The sequence below is a fragment of the Pseudomonas sp. Marseille-Q0931 genome (assembly GCF_940789645.1).
GTDB lineage: Bacteria > Pseudomonadota > Gammaproteobacteria > Pseudomonadales > Pseudomonadaceae > Aquipseudomonas.
The window spans coordinates 203,766-219,649 of sequence record NZ_CALNWT010000007.1 but is presented as its reverse complement, the minus strand read 5'-3'; the positions used below and the strand labels follow the sequence as shown (position 1 = coordinate 219,649).

Below are 15,884 nucleotides of genomic sequence, written 5' to 3'. Positions count from 1 at the left end.
CCCCGTGCGGAGACCGGCTTTGCCGGGCAGGACACAGGGCCTGCAAGACAGAGCGCCGTTGGCCGCCTTCCTTCGAGGAAGTGCGGCTGGCGGCGCTTTTTTTTGCGCTGAAGAAAGTACGAGGCTGAAATGGGCAACGAACAAGAATTCCAGGACCTGCTCCAACATATCGCCCCGGATCTGGAGGAGCTGCGGCAGCGCCTGCATTTTCTCGACTGGCGTCAGGCCGACAACGAGCGCCTGGCGCGCTGCGCGCAGCGGGTCGAACGCGCCAATCAGAACTTCGTCGATACCCTCTATCAGGAGCTGGCCGACTACCCGGCGCCGGCAGCCATCCTCGGCGACAGGGCCGTGATCGAACGTCTCAAGCAACGCCAGACCGACTACTACCGCGGCCTCTGGGAAAGCCCGCTGGATGAAGCCTACGTGCTGGAGCGGCTGCGCATCGGCTGGGTCCACCAGCGCGTGGGGGTCGACCTGAAATGGTACCTCGGCGCCTATCGCCTGTATCTGGATCGTCTACTCGGCGAACTGCTCGGCTCCTCGGTGGCCAGCGATTGTTTCTCCAGCCTGATCAAGAAAGTGTTCTTCGATATCGGCCTGGCCCTGGACAGCTATGGCGCCGCCCAGCGCAAGGCGCTGCAGGACAGCGAAGCGCGCTATGCGCGCGCCATGCGCGGCGCCAACGACGGCCTGTGGGAATGGCAGCTGGAGCAGGATCAGCTGTACCTCTCCGAGCGCTGGGTTCGCATGCTCGACCTCGACCGCGACAGCCTGTCGCCGACCAGCCAGAGCTGGTTCAGCCGCGTACACAGTGACGACCTGCCCGGCCTGCGCCAGGCCATCGACAATCACCTGCGCGGCCTGTCGCCCTTCCTCCATCACGAGTACCGCATCCGCCGCCGCGACGGCAGCTACCTCTGGGTGCTGGTGCGCGGCGTCGCCGATACCTGCAGCAGCGGCCTGCGCCGCATGGCCGGCTCGCAGAGCGACATCAGCCAGCGCCGCGCCGCCGAGGAGCAATTGCACCATGCCGCGCGCCACGATCCGCTCACCGGCCTGGCCAACCGCGCCCGTCTCAGCGAGTTGCTGCAACAGGCCGTGCAGCGCCGCCAGCGTCCCGGCGCGCGCGAGGCTGCGCTGCTGTTCATCGACCTCGATCGCTTCAAGCTGATCAACGACAGCCTCGGTCACCAGGCCGGCGACCGGGTGCTGGTGGAAGTGGCAGAACGCCTCAGCCACTGCCTGCGCCCGGGCGATCACCTGGCACGCTTCGGCGGTGACGAGTTCGTCGCCCTGCTTGATGACCTGGCCTGCATGGGCGACGCCGAAAGGGTCGCCCAGCGCATGCTCGACAGCCTGCACCTGCCGCTACGGCTGCCGGAGCAGACCTTGTCGGTCAGCGCCAGCATTGGCATCGCTGCGCTGCAGGAGAGCGGCCAGCCACTCGACCCGCTGCAGGCGGCCGATCTGGCGCTGTACCGCGCCAAGAGCGCGGGCAAGGCCCAGTTCGCCCGCTACAGCAATGAACTGCAGCAGCAGGCGCAGCGCCAGCTGGAACTGCAAAGCGCGCTCGCCCAAGCCAATGCGCGCGGTGAGCTGCGCCTGGTGTACCAACCGATCTGCCAGCTGGACGGCAACCAGCCACGGTTGATCGGGGTGGAAGCCCTGCTGCGCTGGCAACATCAAGGATGTGATATCTCGCCGCTGGAGTTCATCCCGTGCTTGGAAGAGTCCGGCGAGATTCTTGCGGTCGGTGACTGGGTGCTGCAGCAGGCATGCAGCCAGGTACACGCCTGGCAGTTGGGCGGGCAGCCGCACTTGCGCTGCTCGGTCAACCTGTCCAGCCGCCAGTTGCAACAGAGCGACTTCGCTGCACGTGTCGCCGATATCCTCCGGCACAGCGGGCTGCCGCCGTCGAGCCTGGTGCTGGAAATTACCGAAAGCCAGTTGATGGAGGACAGCGCGCAGAACCTGGCCTGCCTGCGCGAGCTGGCCAGCCTCGGCATCCAGCTGGCGCTCGACGACTTCGGCACCGGCTACTCCTCGCTCGGCTACCTCAAGCGCTTCCCGTTGCACATCATCAAGGTGGACAAGAGCTTCATCGCTGGCGCGCCGCAGGACAGCGAGTCGCTGGCCATCAGCCGGGCGATCATCGGCCTGGGCCACAGCCTGGGCCTGGCGGTGGTGGCCGAGGGCGTGGAAAAGCAGGCGCAGCTCGACTTTCTCTGCAGCGAAGGTTGTCACTACGCACAGGGGTACTGGTTCAGCCCGCCGCGTGCACCGCACGAGTTACAGCGCCTGCTCAGCGGCGAGGACTGTTTCGATGGTCTCTGGTGTCAGTTGCACACAGAAGGCATGCAGACATGAAGCGCAACCTGCCGGTGAGCGGCCGCCAGATTCCGGTACCGCCGCAGACCAACATCCTCTCCACGACCGATCTCAAGGGCGCGCTGACCTACGTCAACGCTGACTTCGTCGCCATCAGCGGCTTCAGCGAAGACGAGCTGCTCGGCTACAACCACAATATCGTGCGTCACCCGGACATGCCGCCCGCCGCCTTCGCCCACCTGTGGCAAACGCTCAAGGCCGGTCGCTCGTGGATGGGCCTGGTGAAGAACCGCTGCAAGAATGGCGATCACTACTGGGTCAGCGCCTACGTCACACCGATGCGCCGCGACGGGCAGGTGGTCGAGTACCAGTCCGTGCGCACCGCGGCCAGCGCAGAGCAAGTCGCCGCCGCCGAGGCGCTGTATGCCGAACTACACGCAGGCCGTACGCCAAGTGCCTTGCGCCGGCCGTTGCTGGGGCCGGACCGGCGCCTGGCGCTGCTCGGCCTGCTAATGCCGCCTGTGGGCGCGCTGCTCACCAGCCTGGCGCTGGGCCTGCCGCTGTTGCCGCAACTGGCCGCCGGTGCGTTGCTGGGGCTGGCGCTGGGAGGCGTCATCCAGCACACCCTGCGGCCGCTGCGGGGCCTGGCCGAGATGGCCCGACGGCATGCCGACAACCCGCTGAGCCAGGTCCTCTACAGCGGACGCCGTGATGACTTCGGCGCCATCGGCTTCGCCCTGCAAAGCCTGCAGGCCGAAGCCGGTGCAGTGGTCGGGCGCATCGCCGACTCGGCCCGGCAGCTCAGCGGTGAGGCCGGGCAACTGGCCGGTGCGGTGGAGCATCACAACAGCGCCACCCTGCAACAGCGCCAGGAAACCGAGCAGGTCGCCAGTGCCATGGAACAAATGGCGGCGAGCGTCCAGGAGGTGGCGCGCAACGCCCAGCTCAGCGCCAGCGCGGCCAGTGCTGCGGATCAGGAGACCGGCTATGGTCGCCAACTGGTGGAGGACACCCGCAGACAGATCGCCACTCTCGCCGAGGCGCTGCAGGCCAGCCATGCCCAGGTGCGCCAACTGGCCGACAGCAGCCGAGAGATCGGCACGGTGCTCACGGTGATCGGCGACATCGCCGAGCGCACCAACCCGCTTGCCCTCAATGCTGCCATCGAGGCGGCCCGCGCCGGCGACGCCGGTCGTGGTTTCGCCGTGGTCGCCGACGAAGTGCGCGCGCTGGCCCGGCGCACCCAGGCGGCCACCAGCGAAATCGATGCCATCATCGGCGGTCTGCAAGGCACCATCGACGGCAGCGTCGCCGCGATGACCGATAGCCAGCAGCACGCTCAGGGCATTGCCGGCCAGGCGCAACAAGCTGCCGAGGCGCTGAGCGGGATCAGCGAGCGGGTCAGCCAGATCAGCGACATGAACCTGCAGATCGCCAGTGCCGTGGAGCAGCAGAGCGCGGTTGGCGATGACATCCAGCGCAACCTGCATGGCATCCGCCAGGCGTGTCAGAGCACCGCCGAAGCCAGCGCCCGCAGCCACGGCAGTGCCGAACAGCTCGCCAGGCTCGCTGCGCGCCTGCAGTTGCTGGCCGAGCAGTTCTGGAGTCAGCGTCAGAGTCGCCCGAGTTGAAGCGCTGCACGCACCAGCCCATTATCCGCGTCGATGATGACTATGCCTGCGCCGGGCGTGCGAGCCACGACCCATGGGGTTAGAGTAGCCGGCCATGCAACGAGGAGACTCCCCATGAGCCGACTGGCCTCCATCAAGCTCTCCACCCTCGACCTGGCACCGATCCGCGATGACGGCGATGCCGCCCAGGCCCTGCACAATTCACTGGCACTGGCCCGACACGTCGAAAGCCTCGGCTTCGAGCGCTTCTGGGTTGCCGAACACCACAACATGGATGGTATCGCCAGCTCCGCCACATCCGTCTTGCTCGGCTACCTGGCCGCCGGCACCTCGAAGATCCGCCTCGGCGCCGGTGGCGTGATGCTGCCCAACCATGCGCCGCTGGTGATCGCCGAACAGTTCGGCACCCTCGCCACGCTCTACCCCGGGCGGATCGAACTGGGCCTGGGCCGCGCGCCCGGTGCCGACCAGTACACCGCCCATGCCCTGCGCCGCAGTCGCGACGGCAGCGCCGACGACTTTCCCAAGGACGTCGAGGAGCTGCAGGCCTACCTCGGCCCGCGCCAGGAAGGGCAACGGGTGATCGCCATGCCCGGCACCGGCACCAACGTGCCGATCTGGCTGCTCGGCTCCAGCCTGTTCAGCGCCCAGCTCGCCGGCATGAAGGGGCTGCCCTACGCCTTCGCCTCGCACTTCGCGCCGCGCTACATGCACGAGGCGATCCGCATCTACCGCAACCATTTCCGCCCGTCTGAAGTGCTCAACAAGCCCTACGTGATGCTCGGCGTGCCGCTGCTGGCCGCCGACAGCGACGAGCAGGCGCAGCATCTGGCCACCTCGGCGTTCCAGCGCATTCTCGCGCTGATCCGCGGCCAGAGCCTGGTGCAGCGCGCACCAGTGGCGAGTATGGAGAGCCTGTGGCTGCCGCATGAGCGCCAGGCCGTCAGCGAATTTTTCGGCCTGGCCGCCATCGGCGGGCCACAGACCGTGCGCCAACGCCTGGAACAATTGCTCGAGCAAACCGAGGCCGACGAACTGATCTTCACCTGCGATATGTACGACTTCGCCGACCGCCTGCACGCCTTCGACATTCTGGCCGAGCTGCAACGTCGCTAAGTGCGAACTTGTGCGCGTGACTGCCCTCTGAATCAGAACGGGCTGCCAGACCGGCAGCCCCTTTCATTCAACGGGAGACGCACATGAAGAAGACAGCTTCGGCCCACTGGCAGGGCGGCATCAAGGACGGCAAGGGCACCATCTCCACTCAGAGCGGCGTGCTCAAGGACTCCCCTTACGGCTTCAACACCCGTTTCGAGGACAAGCCCGGCACCAACCCCGAGGAGCTGATCGGTGCCGCCCACGCCGGCTGTTTTTCCATGGCCCTGTCCAAGGAGCTGGGCGAAGCCGGGATGACCGCCGAGAGCATCGACACCGAAGCACAAGTGACCCTGGACAAGGTCGATGGCGGCTTCGAGATCAGCACGGTGCATCTGTCGCTGCGCGCGAAGATTCCCGGCGCCGACCGCACCGCCTTCGAGAAGGCCGTGGAAACCGCCAAGACCGGCTGCCCGGTGTCCAAGGTGCTGAATGCGGCGATCACCCTGGAAGCCGTGCTGGAAAACTGAAGCGATGCCGCGCCGCAGCCGATGATCCGTCGGCTGCGGCGTGCGTTTCGTGTAGTTAGATCGCCGTCCCGCAGCGCAACACCTCGCCGCGTGCGAGCACGTTGCGCTGCTCGTCATAGAGCCAGGCCTGCGCCTTCATCAGCTGCTGGCGCGCCTCGATGCGATAACGCTGGCCCGCCGCGAACCCCTCATAACGCAGGCGAATCTCGCAGGTCATGCGCAGCGGTTCGCTCTGCATGCCAAGCCCACCGGTGCGCACCTCGAATTGAAAGCGCGTCTCCAGTTCGTGCTGGCCGGGCGTCACCTGAAAATAGCGACCATCCGGCCAGCGCTTGCCGTCCAGGCGGTCGGCCATCAGCAGGGTATCGGCAGTGGAATACAGCTCGACCCAGGCCTGCTGCGGGTCAGGCGTGGGCAGGGGTGAAGCGCAGGCCCCGAGCAGCATCAGGGCGGGAGCGAGAAGCAGGGCGCGCATGGCGACCTCCGATAAGGGTCCGGATACCAGCCTACACCGGGAGGCAGGCAAAACCGAGGCGAAAGGGGCTGGAGACAACTTGCGCGATCAGCTAGCGTGACGGCATGCCCAACGCCTGCCCTATCGACCTGCTGCGCCGCATCGCGGTTCCCCTGCTCGCTCTGCTGCTGGGCGGCTGCTCGACGCTCGACTATTACACCCATCTCGGCCAGGGTCAGTTGCAATTGCTGAGCGCGCGCCAACCGGTCGAACGCCTGCTCGAAGACCCTGCTACCGACCCCGACCTGGCCAGGCGCCTGAGGCTGAGCCAGCAGGCACGGGACTTCGCCAGCGCCAGTCTGCACCTGCCCGACAATCGCAGTTATCGCCTGTACGCCGACCTTAATCGCCCCTTCGTGGTGTGGAACCTGTTCGCCACGCCGGAATTTTCTCTCGAACCCGAGCTGCACTGCTTTCCCATCGCCGGCTGTGTCGCCTACCGCGGCTACTACCAACAGGGTCGGGCACGTGGCGCCGCCGCGCTGCTGCGCCAGGAGGGGCTGGATACCTACATCGGCGGCGTGGAGGCCTACTCGACGCTGGGCTGGTTCGACGATCCGCTGCTCAACACCATGCTGCGCTGGAGCGACGAGCGCTTCGTCGCGGTGATCTTTCACGAACTGGCGCACCAGCAGTACTACCTGCCGGGGGACACCGCCTTCAACGAGTCCTTCGCCACCTTCGTCGAGCGCGAAGGGCTGCGCCAGTGGCATGCCGCCCGCGGCGAGACACCGCCGGCCAGCGACGACCGCCAGCGCCAGCAGTTCATCGAGCTGGTGCTGGCCAGCCGCGAGCGCCTGCAGCAGCTCTATGCCAGCGACCTGCCGGAGCACGCCATGCGCGCCGCCAAGCAGGCCGAATTCGAGCGTCTGCGTCGCGACTACCGCGCCCTGCGCCAACGCCAATGGGGCGGGCAGGGCCGCTATGACGCCTGGATCGAAAGCCCGCTGAACAATGCCAAGCTGCTGCCCTTCGGCCTCTACGACCAATGGGTGCCGGCCTTCGCGGCCCTGTTCGAGCACGAGGCGCGAAGCTGGACGGCCTTCTACGCCGCCGTAGCCGAGCTTGGCCGGCTGCCGGAAGCAGATCGTCGGGCCCGATTGGAAAGCCTGCTGCAAAACGACTAGAACTGCTGGGCAGATTGCCAGTCCAACCTACTCAGGTTTCGCCCAACACTGGAGGTACAAGCGATGCAACGACTGATTCCCGCCCTGGCCCTGATGCTCCTGGCTGGCGGCGCGCTGGCCGCGCCCAAGCCCTGTGAAGAACTCAAGCAGGAAATTGAAACGAAGATCCAGGCCAACAACGTGCCCAGCTATACCCTGGAAATCGTGCCCAACGCCGACGTGCAGGACCAGAACATGGTCGTCGGCAGCTGCGATGGCGGCACCCAGAAGATCATCTATCAGCGCAACGACTGATCCCCGCGAAGGCGGCTTCCCGCAGCACAGCGGGAGGTCGTCTGCCGTTCCGCCCTTGAGTCTACTTCCGGCGATGATCTTTGCGCTAGGTGGAGGGCCGTTCGCGGACAAGTCCGCTCCCACAGATCAGCGACACACCTGTGGGAGCGGACTTGTCCGCGAATCTTTCGACCTGACCTACGACATTCGTTCAGTTATAAGCGGGACGGATCAGCGACTGAACGCCTGGTGCATCTCTGCCAGCGTCTCGAAATGAAAGGCCGGCGACTCGCCGAGCAACTCCTCACGACTACCGAAGCCATAGCCCACCGCCACCGCCTGCAGGCCATTGCTGCGCGCGCCGATCAGGTCGTGCTTGCGGTCGCCGATCATCAGCGCCGACTCGGGCGCCAGTTTCTCCGACTCCAGCAGATGCGCCAGCAGCTCCACCTTGTTAGTGCGAGTGCCATCCAGCTCGCTGCCATAGATGCGCTTGAAGTAGCGATCGAAACCGAAGTGCCGGGCGATCTCCTCGGCGAATACCGTCGGTTTGCTGGTGGCGATATATAGCGTACGCCCCTGCGCCACCAGTGCTTCGAGCAGCGTCTCGACACCCTCGAACACGCGATTCTCGTAGAGACCGGTGACCCGGAAGCGCTCGCGGTAATGATTGACCGCCTGCCAGCCGATGGCCTCGTCCAGCGCATAGGTCGCCATGAAGCACTGCAGTAAGGGCGGGCCGATGAAGTGCTCCAGCGCGGTCAGGTCCGGCTCATCGATCCCCAACTTGGCCAGGGCGTACTGCACCGAACGGGTGATGCCCTCACGCGGGTCGGTGAGGGTGCCGTCGAGGTCGAAGAGGATGGTGGAGTGATGCATGGGCGAGCGCCTATTCGCAACTGGAACGGTGGCGAAGGATACCTGCCTTTGCCCAGGCATTCACGCCTGAGCGGCTTGCGCACGATAGCCCCAGCGCAGCCCAAGGCGGGTGAATGGCCACAGCAGCGCCAGTTGCAGCAGGCTGAAGAACAGCATCAATACGAGGCTGTTTCCCAGTCCAAGCCAAAGCAGCGCCAGCAGCACAATGCCGCAAAGCAATGCACTGCCTATCCACAATGACAAGGTGATCGCCACCGCCGCCGCCAGCCGTCCGCCATTGAACCCTCGTACCTGCGCTGGCAGTGCTGCACGCGCAGTGAAGAACGCGACCAGCAGAAACAGCCCGGCATTCACCAGGTTGACCAGTCCTTCCCAGCCCTGCAGCTCGTACCCATAGGCCATCCCGCTCAGCAACTGGGTGGTCATCCCTGCCAGTTGCAGGGAAGCCACCACGACAGCCAGCGCGAAGCACCAGGCCAGTGTCGTGCCCGGCACCTGCAAATCGTCAGCGCCTACTTCCGCCTGCGGTCGGAACAGATGCAGCAGCAGCCAGAGCGGTAGCAGCGCCTCGAGGCAGAAGATCAGCAAACCGACGCCCCACCAGCCGAGACCAAACAGCAGACGCGCAACGCCGTAGACGTCCAGTTGCTGATACAGCCATGCGTAGAGTTGCCCAGAGGCAAAACCCAGCGCCCAGGACAGCAGCAGGTAGGCCAGGCCATAACCGATCAGCAACCCTGCCGGCTGCCGGTAACTCGCCAGGCGATGGCGCTCCATGTAGGTGTTGGCCAGCCAGTAGACGCACAGCCCGGCCATCAGCAGATGGGTTATCCAGTAGCTGGCGACGTAGCGCAGCCAGAACATGGCATCGGTGTCGACATCATTGATCAGCCACCCAACCAGCGTGACCGCGATACTGATCAGGCTCATCAGCAGCACCACGCCAACCAGATGCAGCGGCAACACCGGCAGTTGCCGTGAAGCCAATGTCGGCGCGCGCGGCTCCGGGGCGAAGGGATTGGCTTCGGTCATGGGGCGATCCTTGTCGTCGACACAGTCCGTTGGGAAGTAATCGCAGAATAACGACCCTGACGACAGAAGAAAGTGCGACAGCCCGTTTACGTGCTGCAGTCGATACAGGGCAAGGCTACTTATCCACCTGGCTGGCGCATGCTTCTCAGTCCAGCAACCTGCGATACATCACATAGCAATCCACCAACCCATGCCGGGCATGGCGGTAGGCCTTGGGCAGGGTGCCGACTATGTCGAAACCGTGCTTCTGCCACAGCGCCACGGCCACCGTGTTGGTGGCCACCACGCTGTTGAACTGCATGGCGCTGAAGCCCAGTTGGCGAGCTACGTCCAGCGAATGGGCGCAGAGCTTGCCGGCGATGCCATGACCGCGAGCGGCAGGAGCGGTCATATAGCCGCAGTTGCACACATGGTCGCCGGGACCTGCGGCATTGGCCTTGATGTAGTAGGTACCGAGAATCTGCCCATCCTGTTCCGCCACGAAGGTTGCGCGCGGCAGTTCCACCCAGAGTTTCCAGGCCGTTTCGCGATCCATCTGCGGATCGAAGGCGTAGGTTTCCTGCGCCTGCACCACGCCTTCGATGATTGGCCAGACCTGGTCGAAGTCGGCCGCCTCGATGGGGCGGATGATCAGTTCGCCACTCACTGGTCGTAACCCTCGGCCAGATGATGGTCCTTGAGCTTCACGTAATTGCCCGCTGTGTAACTGAAGAAGTTGCGCTCCTTGTCGGTCAGCGGACGTGCCTGTTTCACCGGGCTGCCGACGTACAGGTAGCCACTCTCCAGGCGCTTGCCCGGCGGCACCAGGGAGCCGGCGCCGATGATCACCTCGTCCTCGACCACCGCGCCATCCATGACGATGCTGCCCATGCCTACCAGGATGCGGCTACCCAGGGTGCAGCCGTGCAGAGTGACCTTGTGCCCGACGGTCACTTCGTCGCCGATGATCAGCGGATAGCCGTCCGGGTTGAACGGCCCGGCGTGAGTGATATGGAGCACGCTGCCGTCCTGCACGCTGGTGCGCGCACCGATGCGGATGCGGTGCATGTCGCCACGGATCACGGTCATCGGCCAGACCGAGCTGTCCTCGCCCAGCTCGACATCGCCGATGACCACGGCAGAAGCGTCGACGAAGACGCGCGCGCCCAGTTGCGGGAGATGTTGCTGGTATTTGCGAATCGCCACGATAGAGGCTCCTGGGCTGCGGTAAAGCTTGATTGTAATTAAGATGAACCCCATATCGACTGCAATCGCCCTGGGATTTTCCCCGGCGCAGCCTCTCTTCATTCGCCACAGGTGCCTCGTCGTGACCGCGAACAATCCCCTGCTGCAAGACTTCGACCTGCCGCCCTACTCGCAGATCAAACCGGAACATGTCGAGCCTGCCGTCGACCAGATTCTGGCCGACAGTCGCGCGGCCATCGCCACGCTGCTCGAACAGCAACAGGCCAATCCGAGCTGGGACGGCCTGGTGCTGGCGCTGGACGAACTGGGCGCACGCCTGGGCTGCGCCTGGAGCCCGGTGAGCCATCTCAACTCGGTGTGCAACAGCCCCGAGCTGCGCGCCGCCTACGAGGCCTGTCTGCCCAAGCTGTCGGAATACTGGACCGAAATGGGCCAGAACAAACCGCTGTTCAACGCCTATGACGCGCTGGCCAAGAGCCCGGCCGCCGCCGACTTCGACGTGGCACAGAAGACCATCCTCGAACACGCCCTGCGCGATTTCCGCCTGTCCGGCATCGACCTGCCGATCGAGCAGCAGAAGCGCTATGGTGAGATCCAGATGCGCCTGTCCGAGCTGACCAGCAAATTCTCCAACCAGCTGCTCGACGCCACCCAGGCCTGGACCAAGCACATCACCGACGAAGCGCGCCTGAGCGGCCTGACCGACTCGGCCAAGGCGCAGATGAAGCAGGCTGCCGAGGCCAAGGGCCTGGACGGCTGGCTGATCACCCTGGAGTTCCCCAGCTACTACGCGGTGATGACCTACGCCTACGACCGCGCCCTGCGCGAGGAGGTCTACGCCGCCTACTGCACCCGCGCCTCCGACCAGGGGCCGAACGCCGGCCAGAACGACAACGGCCCGCTGATGGCCGAGATTCTCGACCTGCGCCAGGAAATGGCGCGCCTGCTCGGCTTCGCCAACTACAGCGAGCTGAGCCTGACCAGCAAGATGGCCGAGTCCACCGATCAGGTGCTGAGCTTCCTCCGCGACCTGGCGGTGCGCAGCAAACCCTTCGCCGAGCAGGACCTGGCCGAACTGAAAGCCTTCGCCGCCGAACAGGGCCTGAATGACCTGCAAAGCTGGGACGTCGGCTACTACAGCGAGAAGCTGCGCCAGCAGCGCTACAGCATCTCCCAGGAAGAAGTACGCGCCTGGTTCCCGGTGGACAAGGTGCTCAGCGGCCTGTTCACCATCGTGCAGAAGCTCTACGGCATTCAGATTCGCGAGCTGAAAGGCTTCGACACCTGGCATCCGGACGTGCGCCTGTTCGAGATCAGCGAGAACGGTCAGCACGTCGGCCGCTTCTTCTTCGACCTCTACGCCCGCGCCAACAAGCGTGGCGGCGCCTGGATGGACGGCGCCCGCGACAAGCGCCGCGATGCCCAGGACCAGCTGATCGCCCCGGTGGCCAACCTGGTGTGCAACTTCACCCCGCCGGTCGGCGGCAAGCCGGCGCTGCTGACCCACGACGAGGTCACCACCCTGTTCCACGAGTTCGGCCATGGCCTGCATCACCTGCTGACCCGCGTCGAGCATGCCGGTGCCTCGGGCATCAACGGCGTAGCCTGGGACGCGGTCGAGCTGCCGAGCCAGTTCATGGAGAACTGGTGCTGGGAGCCGGACGGCCTGGCGCTGATCTCCGGCCACTATGAAACCGGCGAAGCGCTGCCGCAGGCCATGCTGGACAAGATGCTGGCGGCGAAGAACTTCCAGTCCGGACTGATGATGGTGCGCCAACTGGAGTTCTCCCTGTTCGACTTCGAGCTGCATGCCACCCACGGCGACGGCCGCAGCGTGCTGGACGTGCTCGAAGGCGTGCGCGCAGAGGTCTCGGTGCTGCGCCCGCCGGCCTACAACCGCTTCGCCAACGGCTTCGCGCATATCTTCGCCGGTGGTTACGCGGCCGGTTACTACAGCTACAAGTGGGCCGAGGTGCTCAGCGCCGATGCCTTCTCCAAGTTCGAGGAAGAAGGCGTGTTCAACGCCGACACCGGTCGCGCCTTCCGCGAAGCCATCCTGGCCCGCGGCGGCTCGCAGGAACCCATGGTGCTGTTCGTCGACTTCCGCGGCCGTGAGCCGAGCATCGATGCCCTGCTGCGCCACCTCGGCCTGAGCCAGGAGGCCGCATGAGCGATGCGCCTGTGAACAGCACGCCGAAACGCTTTATCGCCGGCGCCGTGTGCCCGGCATGCAGCGAGACCGACAGCATCAAGATGTGGAACGTCGACGGCGTGCCGCACCGCGAATGCGTCAAGTGCGGCTACGCCGACACCCTGGACGCCCGTGGCAACTCGGTGCCCAAGGAGCTGCCGACCCGGGTCAACGTCAGCGGCCTCAAGCCCAAGGCGGCCGATCCCAATGTTCAGGCCGTGCAGTTCTTCCCCAATCCCAAGCTGAAAAAAGACAAGGACTGAGCCATGTGGCATCTGGTCTGCGGCGACAACGCGGTGGCCGGCGTCAGCCGAGTAATCGGCCAGCCTGCCGCCGAGAGCGGTCTGCGCGTACTGCGTGACGACCTCGCCGTCGGCCCGCTGGGCGATGTGGACAACCCGCCGTGCAGCGCCCGCGCCATATTCTGGAGCGAAGTATGGCCAGCCGCGGTGACACCGCGGCCAGACTTTTCCACAGGCCTGGCCGAGGATGCTCGCTGGCTCGCCGACCTGGCCGAGCAGGATCGGCCCGTCACCGTCTGGCATGGCGACAGCAGCAGCGAGCAGTTGCTGCTGGCGCGCGTCGCCAGCGCGTTGCAAGGCAGCAGCGTCGAACTCTGGGAAGTGCCCTGCGGCAGCGGCGATAGCCGTGTGCAGACGCGCAAGGCGGTGGCCATGCACAGCCCCGAGGCGCTGGCGCAAATCGCCAAGCCGCGCTTGGTCGATGCCAAGCGCCGGGCCGCACTGGCTGCACAGTGGCAAGAGGTACTGGCTGACGAGGCACCAATCCGTCGTTGGCAAGCGGGCGTCTTCACACGCGAAAGCTATCAGACCATCGACGCCGCGCTGCTCGATAGCGCCAGCGCACAGGCACAACCGCTGGCGCGGCTGATGGCCGAGGTCATGGCGCGCAGCGATGGTTTCTTCGCCACCGATTTCTTTCTGTTCTGGCGCGTCCGTGAACTGGCGGCCGCCGGCCTGCTGGCGCTCAGTGGCGAGCCCGGTGAATACGGTTATCAGGGATTGCAGGTGCGTCGCGCCTGATCCGGCTTGTTGCATGTCCAGGGAGGACAGGATGCGTTACCTACCCCTATTGATGCTCGCTACCGTGATGCCGGTGAGCGCCGAACTGCGTATCGACGATCTGCACGCCAAGCGCAGCGAGTGGGAAACCTACCGTTTCCCGCTGTTCAAGGGCGACAGCCCTGCCATCGCCCGTATCAATACCTACCTGCATGCGGTCGTGCTCAAAGGCCTGCCGGGACGCTTCGAGCGCTCGCCGTTCGAACGCATCTGGCCCAAGGACGGTGAGATCTGGGGCACCAACAGCATCGATTACATGATCGATGGCCAGGGGCCGGGCTATCTGTCGCTGAGTGTGACCGGCGAGTACACCGGCGCCTACACCAGCATGGGGGCCTTCGCTTACTCGTTCGATCTGGCCAGCGGCCGCCCCATCGGTCTCGAACAGCTTTTCACCGAGGCCGGCCTGCAACGGCTGCGCGAACACGTAGGGCGCGAGCGCGGCAAGCGCATCGAGGCGTTTCTCGCCGAATTGCCACCGCCGGATGACGCCACGGCAGAGCCGGACGAGCATGACGAGCGCCTCGAAACCCAACGCGAGATGTACCAGGAATGCCTGCCCCGTCGCAGCAGTGGCGACCTGCAGTACGACCGCGTGGAACTGCGCCGCGATGCCCTCACCCTGGTCGCCGAAGGCTGCGCGGCCCATGTCGTGCGCGCCCTGGACGACCTGGGTGAGTACCGCAACAGCATTCCCTATACGCAACTGGCCGAAGACTTCAGCCCCTACGGCCGTTGCCTGCTGCTGGAACAGCGCAGCGACTGCCAGCGCCCCGCCGATCTGCGCGCTGGTGGCGCCTACCACGGCAAGATCGCTGGCCGCTACGCGATCAGCCTGGTGCTCGAAGGCAACGTCTATGCCTCCAGCAGCTACTTTTACGACCGCTACGCCCGGCAGATCGAGCTGAGCCGGCAAACCGTTAGCGCTGACCAGGTTCGCCTGCACGAAGGCGGCGACAACCCCGCCATTTTCGAACTGCACTTGCAACCAGACGGCTCGCTGATCGGCACCTGGCAGCAGGAAGGCGGCAAGGCGCTGCCGGTGGTTCTTGACTGAAACCGGCCACGCGTTTCGTCCTCACCACTGGCTGCCCATAACTGGAAAGCTTCGCGGACAAGTCCGCTCCCACAGGGGGGCGGTGGCTGATCCGTGGGAGCGGACTTGTCCGCGAAGCGCGCAGCGCTCGATCACACTGAGAGCAAAGGCTACTCGCGAAAGAATTCCCCCGGTGTCGCGCCGAACTGTCGGCGAAAAGCGGCGATAAAGGCCGATAGCGAATCGTAACCGCAGGCCAGCGCCACATCGGTGACACGCTCGCCCTGCTCCAGCGGGGTCAAGGCATCGAGCAGGCGCTGACGCTGGCGCCAGCCGCGGAAACTCAGACCGGTTTCGCGCAGGAACAGTCGGCTCAGGGTCTTCTCCGAGACGCCCAGGCGCTCGGCCCATTCGCCCAGGCCAAGCTGGCGCAGGTTGGCATCTTCAAGCCCCTGGCATACCTCGCGCAGCCGCGCGTCCTGCGGCAGCGGCAACACCAACGCCACTTCCGGCGCTGCCTGGAGTTCATCGAGCAACACCGACGCCAGCCTGCCCGGTGCGCCTTGCTCGTCGTACTCGGCCGGCAGGTCGCTGAAGCGGCGGATCAACTCGCGCAGCAGCGGGCTGACCGCCAGCACCCGGCAGGCATCCGGCCCCCAGGGCACGGCGTTGCCGTCGATGTACAGGCTACGCATTTCGGTGCGCGGCGAGCTGAACACGCGGTGCTCGACGCCGGCCGGCACCCATACCGCGCGTTGCGGCGGGGCGACGAAACGGGCGCCGGCGGTCTGCACTTCGAGCACCCCGGCGATGGCATAGGACAGCTGCACCCAGGGGTGCGTATGGCGAAAGGTCAGCGCCCGGTTGGTCAGCGATTCGACCCGGCCATACAGCGGCCGTGGCAGGCTCGGCAGCTCGGGGAGATTGCGATAGAAGGCGGCTGGATGTCTGTTTGGCGACACTTGCTGGCTCTTTGGC

At 65.5% G+C, this 15,884-nt stretch carries 16 protein-coding genes; 10 read left to right on the top strand and 6 right to left on the bottom strand.

What is annotated here, in order from left to right; genetic code table 11:
• The first annotated feature begins 129 nt into the window (after window positions 1-129).
• From P3C50_RS13555 to P3C50_RS13540, 4 genes are all read left to right on the top strand, one after another.
• Entirely contained in the window at window positions 130-2,370 is a 2,241-nt protein-coding gene (locus P3C50_RS13555; RefSeq protein WP_275546400.1) for a putative bifunctional diguanylate cyclase/phosphodiesterase, read from the top strand.
• The gene (locus P3C50_RS13550) at window positions 2,367-3,962 is read left to right on the top strand and encodes a PAS domain-containing methyl-accepting chemotaxis protein (RefSeq protein WP_275546399.1); all 1,596 of its coding nucleotides are present in this window, start codon (window positions 2,367-2,369) and stop codon (window positions 3,960-3,962) included. Before P3C50_RS13555 ends, P3C50_RS13550 begins: the two co-directional genes overlap by 4 nt.
• Before the next feature lie 114 nt (window positions 3,963-4,076).
• The gene (locus tag P3C50_RS13545) at window positions 4,077-5,078 is read left to right on the top strand and encodes an LLM class flavin-dependent oxidoreductase (protein WP_197858849.1); all 1,002 of its coding nucleotides are present in this window, start codon (window positions 4,077-4,079) and stop codon (window positions 5,076-5,078) included.
• An 83-nt stretch (window positions 5,079-5,161) separates the two neighbouring features.
• The gene (locus P3C50_RS13540; protein WP_197858850.1) at window positions 5,162-5,587 is read left to right on the top strand and encodes an OsmC family protein; all 426 of its coding nucleotides are present in this window, start codon (window positions 5,162-5,164) and stop codon (window positions 5,585-5,587) included.
• 55 nt (window positions 5,588-5,642) lie between these two features.
• On the opposite strand, the gene P3C50_RS13535 is transcribed toward P3C50_RS13540, so the two are convergent.
• Entirely contained in the window at window positions 5,643-6,062 is a 420-nt protein-coding gene (locus P3C50_RS13535; protein ID WP_197858851.1) for a hypothetical protein, read from the bottom strand.
• Window positions 6,063-6,166: 104 nt separating this feature from the next.
• Between P3C50_RS13535 and P3C50_RS13530 the strand changes: the two genes are divergently transcribed.
• Together P3C50_RS13530 and P3C50_RS13525 are read left to right on the top strand one after the other, a co-directional pair.
• A complete protein-coding gene (locus P3C50_RS13530) occupies window positions 6,167-7,228 on the top strand; it encodes an aminopeptidase (protein ID WP_197858852.1) in 1,062 nt (353 codons plus the stop codon).
• Between the two features lie 63 nt (window positions 7,229-7,291).
• On the top strand, window positions 7,292-7,522 hold the full coding sequence (locus P3C50_RS13525) for a DUF1161 domain-containing protein (protein ID WP_197858853.1): 231 nt from the start codon (window positions 7,292-7,294) through the stop codon (window positions 7,520-7,522).
• A gap of 210 nt (window positions 7,523-7,732) precedes the next feature.
• Here the strand turns inward: P3C50_RS13525 and P3C50_RS13520 are convergent, their stop codons facing one another.
• The 4 genes from P3C50_RS13520 to P3C50_RS13505 form a co-directional block, all read right to left on the bottom strand.
• Window positions 7,733-8,380 carry an HAD family hydrolase gene (locus P3C50_RS13520; RefSeq protein WP_197858854.1) on the bottom strand — a complete coding sequence of 216 codons (648 nt, stop codon included), beginning with the start codon at window positions 8,378-8,380 and terminating at the stop codon, window positions 7,733-7,735.
• A 60-nt stretch (window positions 8,381-8,440) separates the two neighbouring features.
• Window positions 8,441-9,412 carry a hypothetical protein gene (locus P3C50_RS13515; RefSeq protein ID WP_275546398.1) on the bottom strand — a complete coding sequence of 324 codons (972 nt, stop codon included), beginning with the start codon at window positions 9,410-9,412 and terminating at the stop codon, window positions 8,441-8,443.
• 145 nt (window positions 9,413-9,557) lie between these two features.
• The gene (locus P3C50_RS13510; RefSeq protein WP_197858856.1) at window positions 9,558-10,058 is read right to left on the bottom strand and encodes a GNAT family N-acetyltransferase; all 501 of its coding nucleotides are present in this window, start codon (window positions 10,056-10,058) and stop codon (window positions 9,558-9,560) included.
• Window positions 10,055-10,597 (bottom strand): gamma carbonic anhydrase family protein, encoded by a 543-nt coding sequence (locus tag P3C50_RS13505; protein WP_197858857.1) that lies wholly within the window; start codon window positions 10,595-10,597, stop codon window positions 10,055-10,057. Before P3C50_RS13505 ends, P3C50_RS13510 begins: the two co-directional genes overlap by 4 nt.
• A gap of 121 nt (window positions 10,598-10,718) precedes the next feature.
• Between P3C50_RS13505 and prlC the strand changes: the two genes are divergently transcribed.
• Genes prlC through P3C50_RS13485 form a run of 4 tightly spaced genes read left to right on the top strand, consistent with a single transcriptional unit; the run spans window position 10,719 to window position 14,927 of the window.
• A complete protein-coding gene (gene prlC, locus P3C50_RS13500) occupies window positions 10,719-12,767 on the top strand; it encodes an oligopeptidase A (protein ID WP_275546397.1) in 2,049 nt (682 codons plus the stop codon).
• Complete coding sequence (locus tag P3C50_RS13495; RefSeq protein ID WP_275546396.1) at window positions 12,764-13,051, top strand: YheV family putative zinc ribbon protein; 288 nt, start codon at window positions 12,764-12,766, stop codon at window positions 13,049-13,051. Before prlC ends, P3C50_RS13495 begins: the two co-directional genes overlap by 4 nt.
• A 3-nt stretch (window positions 13,052-13,054) precedes the next feature.
• Complete coding sequence (locus P3C50_RS13490) at window positions 13,055-13,831, top strand: DUF1835 domain-containing protein (protein ID WP_275546395.1); 777 nt, start codon at window positions 13,055-13,057, stop codon at window positions 13,829-13,831.
• A 31-nt stretch (window positions 13,832-13,862) separates the two neighbouring features.
• Window positions 13,863-14,927: a hypothetical protein gene (locus P3C50_RS13485; protein WP_275546394.1), complete on the top strand. Its 1,065-nt coding sequence runs from the start codon at window positions 13,863-13,865 to the stop codon at window positions 14,925-14,927.
• 149 nt (window positions 14,928-15,076) lie between these two features.
• Here the strand turns inward: P3C50_RS13485 and P3C50_RS13480 are convergent, their stop codons facing one another.
• Window positions 15,077-15,868 (bottom strand): AraC family transcriptional regulator, encoded by a 792-nt coding sequence (locus P3C50_RS13480; RefSeq protein ID WP_275546393.1) that lies wholly within the window; start codon window positions 15,866-15,868, stop codon window positions 15,077-15,079.
• Window positions 15,869-15,884 lie beyond the last annotated feature (16 nt).

Bases quoted from the DNA above. Each gene is read 5' to 3' on its own strand.
- P3C50_RS13555 (WP_275546400.1), top strand. From the start codon at position 130: ATGGGCAACGAACAAGAATTCCAGGACCTGCTCCAACATATCGCCCCG.
- P3C50_RS13530 (WP_197858852.1), top strand. From the start codon at position 6,167: ATGCCCAACGCCTGCCCTATCGACCTGCTGCGCCGCATCGCGGTTCCC.
- P3C50_RS13535 (WP_197858851.1), bottom strand. From the start codon at position 6,062: ATGCGCGCCCTGCTTCTCGCTCCCGCCCTGATGCTGCTCGGGGCCTGC.
- P3C50_RS13495 (WP_275546396.1), top strand. From the start codon at position 12,764: ATGAGCGATGCGCCTGTGAACAGCACGCCGAAACGCTTTATCGCCGGC.
- P3C50_RS13525 (WP_197858853.1), top strand. From the start codon at position 7,292: ATGCAACGACTGATTCCCGCCCTGGCCCTGATGCTCCTGGCTGGCGGC.
- P3C50_RS13545 (WP_197858849.1), top strand. From the start codon at position 4,077: ATGAGCCGACTGGCCTCCATCAAGCTCTCCACCCTCGACCTGGCACCG.
- P3C50_RS13515 (WP_275546398.1), bottom strand. From the start codon at position 9,412: ATGACCGAAGCCAATCCCTTCGCCCCGGAGCCGCGCGCGCCGACATTG.
- P3C50_RS13485 (WP_275546394.1), top strand. From the start codon at position 13,863: ATGCGTTACCTACCCCTATTGATGCTCGCTACCGTGATGCCGGTGAGC.
- P3C50_RS13520 (WP_197858854.1), bottom strand. From the start codon at position 8,380: ATGCATCACTCCACCATCCTCTTCGACCTCGACGGCACCCTCACCGAC.
- P3C50_RS13550 (WP_275546399.1), top strand. From the start codon at position 2,367: ATGAAGCGCAACCTGCCGGTGAGCGGCCGCCAGATTCCGGTACCGCCG.
- P3C50_RS13540 (WP_197858850.1), top strand. From the start codon at position 5,162: ATGAAGAAGACAGCTTCGGCCCACTGGCAGGGCGGCATCAAGGACGGC.
- P3C50_RS13490 (WP_275546395.1), top strand. From the start codon at position 13,055: ATGTGGCATCTGGTCTGCGGCGACAACGCGGTGGCCGGCGTCAGCCGA.